Source organism: Providencia sp. 21OH12SH02B-Prov, from assembly GCF_027362595.1.
Lineage (GTDB): Bacteria > Pseudomonadota > Gammaproteobacteria > Enterobacterales > Enterobacteriaceae > Providencia > Providencia zhejiangensis.
On record NZ_CP114796.1, the window covers coordinates 2,100,961 to 2,113,289 of the forward strand.

General features: G+C 40.7%; 12 protein-coding genes. 8 read left to right on the plus strand and 4 right to left on the minus strand.

The annotated features are described in order from the left end of the window. Window positions 1-47: 47 nt before the first annotated feature. From O7C57_RS09990 to yebS, 3 genes are all read right to left on the minus strand, one after another. The gene (locus O7C57_RS09990; RefSeq protein WP_154623811.1) at window positions 48-281 is read right to left on the minus strand and encodes a DUF1480 family protein; all 234 of its coding nucleotides are present in this window, start codon (window positions 279-281) and stop codon (window positions 48-50) included. 146 nt (window positions 282-427) lie between these two features. Beyond that, window positions 428-2,761 carry a PqiB family protein gene (locus tag O7C57_RS09995; protein ID WP_196713141.1) on the minus strand — a complete coding sequence of 778 codons (2,334 nt, stop codon included), beginning with the start codon at window positions 2,759-2,761 and terminating at the stop codon, window positions 428-430. Next, complete coding sequence (yebS, locus tag O7C57_RS10000; protein WP_269723968.1) at window positions 2,736-3,962, minus strand: membrane integrity lipid transport subunit YebS; 1,227 nt, start codon at window positions 3,960-3,962, stop codon at window positions 2,736-2,738. Before yebS ends, O7C57_RS09995 begins: the two co-directional genes overlap by 26 nt. Before the next feature lie 134 nt (window positions 3,963-4,096). Here yebS and O7C57_RS10005 point away from each other — a divergent pair, with 134 nt between their 5' ends. The 5 genes from O7C57_RS10005 (at window position 4,097) to O7C57_RS10025 (ending at window position 9,036) form a co-directional block, all read left to right on the plus strand. Further along, window positions 4,097-4,579, plus strand: coding sequence for a GAF domain-containing protein (locus O7C57_RS10005; RefSeq protein ID WP_154623814.1), 483 nt, complete (start codon window positions 4,097-4,099; stop codon window positions 4,577-4,579). Between the two features lie 111 nt (window positions 4,580-4,690). Continuing rightward, window positions 4,691-5,383 carry an RNA chaperone ProQ gene (proQ, locus tag O7C57_RS10010; RefSeq protein WP_154623815.1) on the plus strand — a complete coding sequence of 231 codons (693 nt, stop codon included), beginning with the start codon at window positions 4,691-4,693 and terminating at the stop codon, window positions 5,381-5,383. A gap of 19 nt (window positions 5,384-5,402) precedes the next feature. After that, a complete protein-coding gene (gene prc, locus O7C57_RS10015; protein WP_154635698.1) occupies window positions 5,403-7,445 on the plus strand; it encodes a carboxy terminal-processing peptidase in 2,043 nt (680 codons plus the stop codon). 178 nt (window positions 7,446-7,623) lie between these two features. Continuing rightward, window positions 7,624-8,505, plus strand: coding sequence for a protease HtpX (gene htpX / locus O7C57_RS10020; RefSeq protein ID WP_154623633.1), 882 nt, complete (start codon window positions 7,624-7,626; stop codon window positions 8,503-8,505). Between the two features lie 249 nt (window positions 8,506-8,754). After that, window positions 8,755-9,036 (plus strand): hypothetical protein, encoded by a 282-nt coding sequence (locus O7C57_RS10025; RefSeq protein WP_154623634.1) that lies wholly within the window; start codon window positions 8,755-8,757, stop codon window positions 9,034-9,036. Between the two features lie 178 nt (window positions 9,037-9,214). Here O7C57_RS10025 and O7C57_RS10030 read toward each other — a convergent pair whose 3' ends face one another. Beyond that, window positions 9,215-9,436, minus strand: a complete 222-nt coding sequence (locus tag O7C57_RS10030) for a DUF2594 family protein (RefSeq protein ID WP_154623635.1) — start codon at window positions 9,434-9,436, stop codon at window positions 9,215-9,217. Between the two features lie 156 nt (window positions 9,437-9,592). Between O7C57_RS10030 and O7C57_RS10035 the strand changes: the two genes are divergently transcribed. The 3 genes from O7C57_RS10035 to O7C57_RS10045 all read left to right on the plus strand — a co-directional run bounded on the left by O7C57_RS10035 (window position 9,593) and on the right by O7C57_RS10045 (window position 12,314). After that, window positions 9,593-10,450: an NAD(P)H-hydrate dehydratase gene (locus O7C57_RS10035; RefSeq protein WP_269723969.1), complete on the plus strand. Its 858-nt coding sequence runs from the start codon at window positions 9,593-9,595 to the stop codon at window positions 10,448-10,450. 190 nt (window positions 10,451-10,640) lie between these two features. Continuing rightward, a complete protein-coding gene (locus O7C57_RS10040; RefSeq protein ID WP_269723970.1) occupies window positions 10,641-11,843 on the plus strand; it encodes a sugar transporter in 1,203 nt (400 codons plus the stop codon). Window positions 11,844-11,981: 138 nt separating this feature from the next. After that, window positions 11,982-12,314 (plus strand): SMR family transporter, encoded by a 333-nt coding sequence (locus O7C57_RS10045; protein WP_154623638.1) that lies wholly within the window; start codon window positions 11,982-11,984, stop codon window positions 12,312-12,314. Window positions 12,315-12,329: the final 15 nt, after the last annotated feature.

Consider the following 12,329-nt stretch of genomic DNA (forward strand, 5'->3'; position numbering starts at 1 on the left):
CTTTTTTTGCCTGTAACTTGCTGTTGATATGATAGCGACTTCATCAATTAAGCCACTCTCATCACCCAATGATGGTTATCTTTGTCATAGCGATGACGATATAACAGTACGGGTTTTTCATTAATAAGCGCTGGAATACTGGTATTTTCATCCCAACCGTCTAGCTGCATGCAAAATTCGGTATCCGAATCACAAGGGATACTGAGAATATCACTTTTATGATCATGCATAACAGCATCGTTGATTTCATAGGAAGATATTTTCAAATTAACTATGCTCATTAGATTACCTCTCATAGGGTCTGTGACAATAGATTATCGACTTAACAAAACTAAGCATAGTATAAATGAAACCTATTTCCAAAATATTTTTTTGGTGGCGTTAAAGAAAAGGTGCAATATTGTTAAAATATGCACCTTTCTAGTGATTATTGTTTAGGGATAGATGTCCCCCAGTCTAACCAATCTTTTGGTGGTTCTAATTTTAGAATGAAATGCTGATCGGGCTTGGCTTTAGGGGCAAGAGGCACTGTCGGTGGGGTAGCTAAAGAAATGCCACCACGAACGAACTGTTTGAAAGTACCACTCTTAATCATGCCGCCAGTAAGGCCAAATGACATGTTATAGCCAGATGAGATCCAAAATTGGGTATTATCGCGGATCAGGTATTGGTATTCTTTTCCGATACGTGACGCAACATAGACGCGATCGGAAAGCTCTCCCAAATATAAACCAGTAACAGTTCCTATTTCCATTCCTCTAAATAGTAATGGTGTTCCCACTTGGATTGAGCCTACTTCACTTGCATCAAGTACAATAGTTAACCCATCCAAATAGCGGGAGTCGGTGATATTGGCAGTTTGTAGTTCAAATTGGTAACGATTTCTATTTCCTCTACCGGGTTCAGCGCTGATATAAGGTTGTAGAAGGGTATCAAGGTTATTGAAACCCGCAGGAGAAAGCTCGGGAGTGACAATAGCAAAGCGGCTACCGCTTTTGGTAAAGGCCTGAACATATTCAGGGTAGAGGATTGCGCGCGCATTCACCTCGCGATTGTTCGCTGACAATTTCAATGTGTCTATTTGCCCAATATCAATCCCTAAGTAGCGAATAGGCATTCCTTCTGACAATTTAGATGCATCAAAAGTGGTTAAAGTCACTACGCTACCGATAGCTTTTGCTGCGGTCTCTGTTGGGTAAAGAGTGTGTTGTCTTGTGCTATCAAGAGCAGCACTTTGAATATTATCAAAGCTAATTGCGCCTCGAATTGCCCGTGTCAATGGAGCCGCTTGTACGGTTAATCCGTTACTGTTTAATTTGACTTTTGCGCCACCTTCCGCCCAAAAGACACTCTTTTTGGTTAATAAATGGCGATACTGGCTAGAGATATGAATATTAATCGCAAAGCCTTCATTAGTCGGCTGGATTGAGACAATTTCACCGACCGTAAATTGACGGTAAAGCACGACAGAGCCTGCTTGAATGTCGGGAAGGGTCGTTGCGTTTAATGTGATAGTGGTTGTGGGTGATGAGCCGGTTATCCCCGCTTTTGCATTATCGTCGCTACGATATAATGGGAAAGTTTCAGGCAAGGTCTCTTTCCCTTTACCAACTAATAAGTGAATGCCGCCGTCTAACCACTCTTGAGGCGTGGCCCCTTGAAACTGAATTCCAGTTAATCCTAATTGAACATCAAGGCGGCTGTTCGCAACAAATTTAGTATCAGCAAGGATGAGGTGGCGATATTTATCTAAGATGGCAACTTGAAACATCACTTTGTCGTCAAGTAAGTTACGCTGTAACACCTTACCTACTTTAACGCCACGATAAACAATAGGTTGCCCTTCATTGACGCCATATGTCTCAGGCGACCATAAAGAGACAACTAAACTTTGTTTGTGTTGCTGCTCATCCTGTTTAAGTTCATCTTTGTTCGGATGTAAAACAAACTGCTGTCCTTCTTGTGCAGGCGCACTGTGAGAGGGAGAGTCAAACGCGATAGCACCATTGATGACAGCAGAAAGACTTTCCATTTTGACATTGACACCCGAGTTCAGGTCAAAGCCGCCTTGGAAACCGGAGACATTCCAAAATTGGCTATTTTCTTTTACCAATTTGGTATAACGTTTTTCAATGACCGCCGCAATGGAAACACCTTTATCATCAGGTAAAATAGAATAATCAGAGATATAGCCCACAGGTACTTTTCGATAGTAAATGGGGGAGTTTTCATGCAAAGAGCCTAAATCTTTTGCCGTTAAATAGATCAGCAATTGCCCTTCTTCCGTTTGCAACTGAGGGGGAGAGTCTTGAGCGATAAAATTGTGTTGCTCTTCACCTGTACCGGGCTGCATTCCAATATAGTTCCCCCCAACCAAGGCATCTAACCCAGAAACGCCAGCTAAAGAAGCTTTGGGTGTGACCAGCCAAAATTTGGTACCTGCGGTAAGTGCAGGTTTCATATCTTTATTTATACTTGATTTAACAATGATTTTTTTCATGTCTTGGCTAACCGTGACGGATTGAACTAATCCAACCTCAACCCCCTGATAGCGAATGGGGGTTCTCCCAGCAACCACCCCCGGCGCTGAAGAAAATTCAATGGTCACCTCTGTACCTTGCTCTAACCAGTGTTGGAAGAGCAACCAACCTGCGATGAAGACCGCCACAAGCGGTAAAAGCCAAAATGGTGAGATACGCGCTCGTTTGCGTAAAATGGCTTCTTGCTCAGCAGGTTCATTTTGTTGATTGTGATTTTGCATAAGAGTCCCAAATTAAACGACTATCAAGCCACTCGACAGCGAGTATAGTTAAAATAACAGCAACACCGAAAAACAATGCGGCAGGGCCCATAGTAAAAGACATCAATTGATCGCGATTGATGAGTGTCATCATGAGTGCAATAACAAATAAATCCAACATTGACCAACGACCAATCCATGATACGAATTTCAGTAACTTCATTCTCAGCACAGGGTCAGTACCACTTCTATGTTGGATTGAAAATAGCAGTAGAATCATGATCAGTATTTTAATAAATGGCACCAATATGCTCGCGATGAAAACAATGGCTGCAATGGGCCAATTTCCTGAATCAATGAGTGAAACAACGCCAGAGTATATGGTGTCCTCCATTCGTTGCCCATTAATGTAGACAACGGAAATCGGCATTAAGTTAGCAGGAAACAGTAGGATCATCGCAGCAATCAGTGCGGCCCATGTTTTTTGCAAACTATAAGGTTCTCGATGATGTAACGGGCGATGGCAGCGTTGGCACACTCCGCGTTGGTTTGCAGGTGCCGTAAAATGACAGGCTTGGCAAATTAAGGCATGAGGATCATCAGCTTGCTCACGTTTAGGATAAAATGTCCGCCAAAGTTGTTCGATATTGAGATGAATTAATATCAATAGGCTAATAAGGGTCATTGTGATAAAAGCAATTAGCCCATTACCAATAAATACACTTGCGTAATCTTGCAGTTTAATCGCCGCGATACCGACGCCAATGAGATAGACATCTAGCATTACCCACTCTTTTAAACGGCTCAAGACCAGCAAAACGGGGCGTAAATTTAAGGAAAAGTATTTTCCGATATAGAGATAGATAAGCGCTATTGGCAAAAACAAGGGGGCCACAATCGCACAAAAAGCAATAATACTCGCTGATAGGGGATCCCCTTGATGGTTAATCAGGCTAATCCCTTCAATGACATTGGCGTAAATTTGCGTACCGAGCAAATGAATCGAAATAAGGGGTTGCCAAAATGCAATAGGGGCTAACATCAATAATGTAATCGAAAGAATAAACAAGCGCTTTAATGACCAAGAGCGCCCATCATCTAACTGACTATGGCACCGTGGGCATACGACAACTTGGCGCGCATTATGCGGTGGGATAGATAATTTAAGATTGCAATAGCAGCAATGTTGCGAAATTATATCACTATGATTAATGTGGTTCATTATATTGCTCGTTGGTTTTAGCTGCGCGTGTAATCTAGTGTAAAAAAATTTACGATTTAGTGACAACTTGCTAACCTACAGGTTGCACGAAATGTTAAATTTATTGCATCATTTTATTATTACAAGAAAATTTTATGGATAAAAACAAGTATTATCACGAACTTTCAGATAATTTGTCTGCTCTTTTAGCAGGAGAATATGATCTAATTGCTAGTTTAGCGAATACATGTGCACTGTTGTATGAGCGATTAGAGGGGATTAATTGGGTTGGTTTTTACCTCAAAAATGGGCAAGAATTAGTTCTAGGTCCTTTTCAAGGAAAAATAGCTTGTGTCAGAATACCGTTTGGCAAAGGTGTTTGTGGTACGGCATATAGCCAAAATAAAATACAGCGTGTCGATGATGTGCATTCTTTTCCAGGTCATATTGCCTGTGATGCAGCAAGTAACGCTGAAATTGTGCTTCCTTTGGAAGTTAATGGTCAAGTTTTAGGCGTGTTGGATATTGATAGTCCGAATTTCAACCAATTTGACCAAGATGATGAAAATGGTTTAAAACACCTTGTAAGTCAGTTGTGCCAACATCTGGCAATGTGTTCAATGCCTAATTATCACTAAATATTCGTGTGTTAACTTAATAGGAACGTGGCAATTGTCTGCAACGCTATTATAATGTCGGCTTGTTCATGCCCGTGCTGGTTGGCAAAATCGTTGTTATCAGGAAATTTCATGGAAAATCAACCTAAGTTGAATAGTAGTAAAGAAGTTATCGCATTTTTAGCTGAGCGTTTTCCACGCTGTTTTATCGCTGAAGGCGAAGCACGTCCGTTAAAAGTCGGAATTTTTCAGGATATCGTAGGTCGTTTAACTGAAGAAGATGGTATTAGTAAAACGCAATTGCGTTCAGCATTGCGTATGTATACCTCTAGCTGGCGTTATCTCTACGGTGTTAAAGAAGGCGCTAAACGCGTTGACTTAGATGGTAATGATTGTGGTGAATTAGAGGCGGAGCATATTACTCATGCACGTCAACAATTGACTGAGGCAAAAGCTCGAGTTCAAGCGCAACGTGCAGAGCAAAAAGCGCAAAAACGACCCGCTGCCAAAAAATCAGGTGATAAAAACACCCGTAAGCCGGTAACTGCAAAAGAAAATGCACCGCGCCATCGTCAGTCAGAAAATAAAGAACGCCCACAAAACTCCTCGACTAAACCTCAGCGCCGTAGCGGTGCAGCATCTCCAGAACAAAAACTGAAATCAGTGACTGATATTAACGCACTTCAAGTCGGTCAGACTTTGAAAGTGAAAGTTGGTACTAGTCTGATGGAAGCGTCTGTGCTGGAAATTGCAAAAGACGGTGTCAGAGTTCAGTTGCCAACAGGAATGGCAATGATTGTGCGCGCGGAACATTTAAAGTTCTGATACGGAGGTCAATCAGGGCATGAACAAACTTTTAAAAATTGCATTAGTTGTTAGTGTTGCCACTTTTGGTAGTGCAATTGCTAATCCTCAAGCAGTGACTCCGGTCACTGCTGCTCAGTTACCTGTTTTAAAACAGGACACTCAGCATGGCACCGTCAGTGAAAGGGTAACGTCTCGATTTACTCGTTCACATTATCGCCAGTTTGATTTGGATGAAGCATTCTCCGGTAAAATATTTGATCGTTATCTGAATATGTTGGATTACGGTCATAATGTTCTGCTTCAGTCTGATATTGATGAGTATGCAAAAGACAAAGCGAAAGTCGGTGAATGGCTTGAAGATGGAAAACTGGATAAGTTCTATGACCTGTACAACCTTTCGCAAAAAAGACGTTTTGAACGTTTTGAATATGCGCTAGCGCGTCTTGATCAGCCAATGAATTTTGATGCCACAGACTCAATTGAAGTCGACCGTAGCAAGATGCCTTGGCCAAAAGACAAACAAGAATTAGATAAACTTTGGGATCAAAAAGTTAGGTATGACTGGCTGAACCTGAAGCTATCGGGCAAAGACGATAAAGAGATCAAAGAAAAACTGACTAAACGCTATAATTTTGCGCTAAGACGTTTAACACAAGGGCAAAGTGAGGATGTTTTTCAGTTGATCGTGAATGCATTTGCTCGAGAAATCGATCCTCATACCAGTTACCTTTCTCCTCGTAATACTGAGCAATTTAACTCTGAAATGAGTTTGTCGCTTGAAGGTATTGGGGCTGTATTACAGCAAGACGATGAGAATACAGTGATTAATTCTTTAGTTGCCGGTGGCCCAGCCGCGAAAAGCAAAGAGTTAAAAGTCGGCGATAAGATTATTGGTGTCGGTCAGACGGGTAAACCCATGGTGGATGTTGTTGGCTGGCGTCTTGATGATGTGGTGGCTTTGATTAAAGGGCCGAAAGGCAGCAAAGTTCGCTTAGAAGTGTTATCCGACACGAAAGGGGCTAAACCGCATATCGTGACTATTGTTCGCGAACAAATCCGCTTGGAAGATAGAGCGGTTAAGCTAACAATTAAAAATGTGGGTAAAGAGAAAGTTGCCGTTTTAGATATTCCTGGCTTCTATGTTGGTTTGACCAATGATGTGAAGACTCAACTGCAAAAAATGGCCAAGGATAATGTGTCTGCACTGATTATTGATTTGCGTGGTAATGGTGGCGGCGCATTAACCGAAGCCGTAGCGTTATCCGGTTTATTTATTCCTAAAGGGCCTATTGTTCAGGTTCGTGATAATAATGGTCAGGTTCGTCAAGATATCGATGATGATGATGTCATTTATTACAAAGGGCCGTTGGTCGTGCTCGTCGACCGTTTTAGTGCTTCAGCATCAGAAATTTTTGCGGCGGCAATGCAAGATTATGGACGTGCTTTGATTGTCGGTGAACCGACTTTTGGTAAAGGTACAGTACAACAACACCGTAGTTTAAGCCGTGTTTATGATCAAATGCTAAAACCTGAATGGCCAGCACTGGGTTCTGTCCAATATACTATCCAGAAATTCTACCGTGTGAATGGTGGGAGTACGCAACGTAAAGGGGTAACACCTGATATTGTTATGCCAACAGGGCAAGATCCTGCTGAAACAGGTGAGAGCTTTGAAGACAATGCGCTACCATGGGATAGTATTCCGCCTGCTAATTACAGCAAGGTAGGGGATATTACTGAGGATGTGTCTGAACTCAAAACGAAACACTTAGCGCGTATTAGCAAAGATACGGAGTTCAAGTATATCGATGAAGACATTGCGCATTATAAAGCGAATAAAGAGAGTAAAAATCTCATCTCGCTGAATTATGCCCAGCGTTTGAAGGAAGATAATGAGCTTGAAGCCACTAAACTGAAACGTATAAATGAACGTTATGCAAAAGAGGGTAAACCATTGCTGAAGTCTATAGATGATTTACCTAAAGATTACGAAGGGCCAGACCCATATTTAGACGAAACAGTTAAAATTGCGATTGATCTTGCTCATCCTGAGACCAGTCTATTAACCAATAAAAAATAAATTGGTTATACAATAGATTATAGTCAGGGCCAGCAAAAGCTGGCCTTTTTTATGATGTGTGTAAAGTTATGTTAATTTTTGGTTTTTTCTTGTTAAGCCACTTGAAAAAGTATGAAAAAACCTTATTTATACAGTAAATTCTTCGTGATATTTATTTTTACCAAGGAAACAAAAAAATATGATGCGAATAGCCTTATTCTTACTCACAAACTTAGCAGTTATGTTTGTGTTTGGGATAATCTTAACCTTGACGGGTGTTAAAGGAAGCAGTGTTCAAGGTCTGATGATCATGGCGGGCCTGTTTGGTTTCGGTGGTGCGTTTATTTCGTTATTAATGTCAAAATGGATGGCGCTTAAGTCCGTTGGTGGCGAAGTTATTGAATCACCACGTAATGAAACTGAACAATGGTTGATGAATACGGTGAGCCGTCAGGCACAGCAAGTCGGTATTCAAATGCCACAAGTTGCTATTTATCATGCTCCTGATATTAATGCATTTGCAACAGGTGCTCGCCGTGACGCATCGCTGGTAGCGGTAAGCACTGGGTTGTTAGAAAATATGAGCCGTGATGAAGCAGAGGCTGTTATTGCGCATGAGATCAGCCATATTGCTAATGGTGACATGGTCACAATGACGTTGTTACAAGGTGTTGTAAACACGTTTGTTATCTTTATTTCACGTATTATTGCTCAGTTTGTTTCTGGTTTTATGTCGAGCAACGATGAAGAAAGTGAAAGCAGTAATGGTAACCCAATGGTTTACTTTGCTGTCTCGATGGTATTAGAAATCGTATTCGGTATTTTAGCGAGTATTATCACCATGTGGTTCTCGCGCTATCGTGAATTCCATGCGGATGCAGGCTCTGCAAAACTCGTTGGTAAAGAAAAAATGATTGCAGCATTACAGCGTTTGAAAACGAGCTATGAGCCACAAGAAGAAGGGCGTTTAATGGCATTCTGTATTAATGGCCGTGGTAAAGCATTCAATGAACTGTTCTTGTCGCACCCTCCATTGGATAAACGTATTGAAGCACTACGTTCAGGTGAATACTTAAAATAGTCGAAGAGTCGCAATGATATAATTGATGCTCTAAATTAGACAGAAGCCCGCGTTGAATTAATCACCGCGGGCTTTTTATTTGAAAATAAAAAATTAGTTACAGGCATTAATTTAATATAAATCAAAATAGTGTATTCTCTAAGTGAAATAGCGTAGTTTTTCTTAGGCTGTAAATCGATGAATAGTCTATGATGGATACGGGTAATAGGCCAATAGGCTTTAATAGTGAATGAGTTATAAGGATAGAAAATGGATATACTTGTGAAAACGCTGGTATTTGGTAATGAATTTGCGACAGTTGAAAACCCAGCTCGTTTAGTGCCATTTAAATTTGAAATCTATCAATCTCCAAATGGTTTTTATCATCGTATGTATAAAGAAGTTGGTATGTCTGGTGCCAATTTAGGGCAAAATTTTAAAGTATGGGCCTTTGAAGAACAAAGGGCACAGGATAATAAAACTGCCGACATGACATTAGAGAGCTATATTCAGCATTGCCAAGATATTTATGATGGGAAAGTAAAAGCCTAATTTTAAGCAAAAAAAAGCCCCCTTCATAGGGATCTGAAGGGGGAGCTAAATGAATAAAGAATGGTTTAATTCGAGATCAAAGATAAGCGATTTCAATAAATGATATTTAGTTATTTGTGCAGTTTTAAGTGTAATTGAAAAATTAACGCCCTTAAATAGCACTAATCGTTAAAATAATCTATTGGCGATACCCTGCTTTTATTTGATCTAATGTATTTCGATAAATTTCAGCTTGTTTTTCATCTTCCATTGATGCAATTTCACGCTCCATTTTAATTAAAATTTTACCTGCATCTGCTTGACCAATTGCTTTTAACATATGAGCCAGCAGATTTTTAATACAAGTCACTTCTGCCGCGAGTTCATTAACATCAGGCTGAGTAGGAAAATGTGTTTTCATCAAAAAGCGTCCTTTTAAGAAAGATAAATTTGCTAATATTCTATCATAGAAAGTTTATCCAATGTGCCATCAATGAATGGCTTAATATGAATTATTCAAATTAAGAAGAGATAATTTACGTCATCGCGCTGTACGAAAATTTAAGGAGTGCCAATTATGTTAACGATAGAAGAAAAACAGTGGCTAGCAGAACAGTTTCCAATATTCGTACAACCAAGACCAGAACAAAGTCATAAAGGCACTTTTGGAACGCTAAATATTATAGGTGGCTGTGTTGGTATGACGGGAGCTTGTGTATTGGCAGGGGTCGCTGCGCTTAAAAGCGGTTGTGGTAAAGTCATCATTGGGTTGAATCAGCAGCCACAGGCATTACACTTAGTGGAACAGGCTCCTGAGTTGATGTTACGCCAAGCGAGTCATGTTATGGATGGTGAAACCCCAACGGCTTGGGTCATAGGGTGTGGCTTAGGGACTGCTCACGAGGCGAAAATGTTGCTAGACGGTTCTTTACGTCTTATAGCGCAAAATCAGCGCGTTTTAATCGATGCTGACGGTCTCAATCTATTGGCACAACGCCCTGAAGCTGTAAAACTCTCGTCAGAAACAGTCATCACACCACACCTTAAAGAAGCGTCTAAACTACTACAAACAACGGTCGCACAAATCCAATTAGATAGGCATTTTTCTGCGCAACAGCTCAGTCAACGATTCGGTTGTTGGGTGGTGTTGAAAGGACACCATACGATCATTGCAGCTCCGGATAATCAAACATGGTGTAATGAAACGGGGAACAGTGGTTTAGCGACAGCAGGTAGCGGCGATGTATTATCAGGAATTATTGGTAGCTTACTGGCACAAAAGCTGCCAATAGAACAAGCCGTACGGGCAGGCGTTTGGTTACATGGTAAAGCCGCAGATGTATTGGTACAAAAAGGTATCGGTCCTATTGGCCTAACCGCTCACGAAATTATTGATGAGGCTAGAACGATAAGAAATAGAGCCATTATTTATTGATGGTTTGATATTGAGCGGCTTTAACTGCGGTGAAAAAATGTGATACAATTCACACAAAATCGATTGCTTCTTATTATGTCAGCGAAGCAATATCAAATTTCAGCTAACTCATGACTTCTGGTTTTTAACCAATCACTTTGTGATTGGGGGATGAGTATTTGCTGATACCAACAAAGGCGTAAGCAAGACAATGACACAGGTTTCTAGAAAAACAGCTTGGATCCGAGTTGTGGCACTAGCAGTCGCCGCATTTGTTTTCAATACTACAGAATTTGTTCCCGTCGCATTATTGAGTGACATTGCTGCAAGTTTTGATATGACAGTTGCGCATACAGGGCTAATGATCACTATTTATGCTTGGGTAGTCGCAATAATGTCATTACCCTTGATGCTACTAACCAGTAAGATAGAACGTCGCAAGTTATTAGCATTACTGTTTATTGTGTTTGTGCTTAGCCATATTCTTTCCGGTTTTGCTTGGAATTTCGATGTATTAATCATTGCTCGGGTTGGTATCGCTCTATCACATGCGGTGTTTTGGTCAATTACCGCGTCTTTGGCAATCCGTGTCGCACCAGCAGGTAAAAAAGCGCAAGCATTAGGCTTACTCGCAACTGGTACGGCATTAGCGACAGTTTTAGGACTGCCAATTGGCCGTGTGATTGGACAATTATTAGGTTGGCGAGTCACTTTCTTATGTATCGGTGCTATCGCATTGTTGACGATGGTTGCGCTAATTCGCTTCTTACCTAGGTTACCAAGCGAACATTCAGGCTCATTAAAAAGTTTACCTGTGATTTTTAAACGTCCTGCATTAGTGGGGTTATTTGCATTAACCGTTATCGTTGTGACGGCACACTTTGCCGCTTACAGCTATATTGAGCCATTTGTTCGTGAAATAGCACAACAAAGTCAGAATTTTGCAACGTTATTGCTTCTTATTTTTGGTGCAGCAGGCATTGTCGGCAGTGTGATATTTAGTCGTTACAGTCATAAATATACATTATCCTTTTTACCAATTGCGATAGCGGTATTAACAATTAGCTTATTATTATTGATGCCAGTGAGTGGCCACGTTAGCTGGCTGGTTCTATTAAGCCTATTCTGGGGAATTGCAATCATGTGTGTAGGCCTAGGTATGCAGGTCAAAGTGATTGATTTAGCGCCTGATGCAACAGATTTAGCGATGGCAATTTACTCTGGGATCTTTAACATTGGCATCGGTGGTGGCGCCTTATTAGGTAATCAAATTATTGTTCATATGGGAATGACGAATATTGGTTATGTAGGGGCCATATTTGGATTGATTTCATTGGTGTGGTGCATTTTTATTTTTAGGCGTTATAAAGGCTCATTTAACGAACAGCTGCAAGCATCCACTGCGTTACACTAAATTTCCGACGAAAAAGTGAAAAAGCCATAATAGAATTATTTCTATTGTGGCTTTTTTTATGTGAGGGTCGTTACAGGGATCGCGAACTATGCTAAATTCGCTACTATTTTAATAAGTTCAAAGAGTAAGGATGAGCGGATGAAAGGGCTAGGTTTTTTATTGATGTCTATTATCGCAGAGGTGATAGCAACAACGACATTAAAAGCATCCGATGGTTTTAGTCGTTTTTGGCCGTCCTTGATTGTGGTGATTGGCTATGCCGTTTCTTTTTGGGGGCTATCACAGGTTGTTAAGTTAATACCTTTAGGGATCGCATATGCCATTTGGTCGGGTTTAGGTATCGTATTGGTGTCTATCGCGGCGATATTTATTTATCAGCAGAAGCTCGATTTACCAGCAATTATTGGTATGCTATTAATTATCGTTGGTGTGTTGGTCATTAATCTGTTTTCTAAAAGCAGTGTTCACTGATTCAGGGAGCAGAAA

Bases quoted from the DNA above. Each gene is read 5' to 3' on its own strand.
- O7C57_RS09990 (WP_154623811.1), bottom strand. From the start codon at position 281: ATGAGCATAGTTAATTTGAAAATATCTTCCTATGAAATCAACGATGCT.
- O7C57_RS09995 (WP_196713141.1), bottom strand. From the start codon at position 2,761: ATGCAAAATCACAATCAACAAAATGAACCTGCTGAGCAAGAAGCCATT.
- yebS (WP_269723968.1), bottom strand. From the start codon at position 3,962: ATGAACCACATTAATCATAGTGATATAATTTCGCAACATTGCTGCTAT.
- O7C57_RS10005 (WP_154623814.1), top strand. From the start codon at position 4,097: ATGGATAAAAACAAGTATTATCACGAACTTTCAGATAATTTGTCTGCT.
- proQ (WP_154623815.1), top strand. From the start codon at position 4,691: ATGGAAAATCAACCTAAGTTGAATAGTAGTAAAGAAGTTATCGCATTT.
- prc (WP_154635698.1), top strand. From the start codon at position 5,403: ATGAACAAACTTTTAAAAATTGCATTAGTTGTTAGTGTTGCCACTTTT.
- htpX (WP_154623633.1), top strand. From the start codon at position 7,624: ATGATGCGAATAGCCTTATTCTTACTCACAAACTTAGCAGTTATGTTT.
- O7C57_RS10025 (WP_154623634.1), top strand. From the start codon at position 8,755: ATGGATATACTTGTGAAAACGCTGGTATTTGGTAATGAATTTGCGACA.
- O7C57_RS10030 (WP_154623635.1), bottom strand. From the start codon at position 9,436: ATGAAAACACATTTTCCTACTCAGCCTGATGTTAATGAACTCGCGGCA.
- O7C57_RS10035 (WP_269723969.1), top strand. From the start codon at position 9,593: ATGTTAACGATAGAAGAAAAACAGTGGCTAGCAGAACAGTTTCCAATA.
- O7C57_RS10040 (WP_269723970.1), top strand. From the start codon at position 10,641: ATGACACAGGTTTCTAGAAAAACAGCTTGGATCCGAGTTGTGGCACTA.
- O7C57_RS10045 (WP_154623638.1), top strand. From the start codon at position 11,982: ATGAAAGGGCTAGGTTTTTTATTGATGTCTATTATCGCAGAGGTGATA.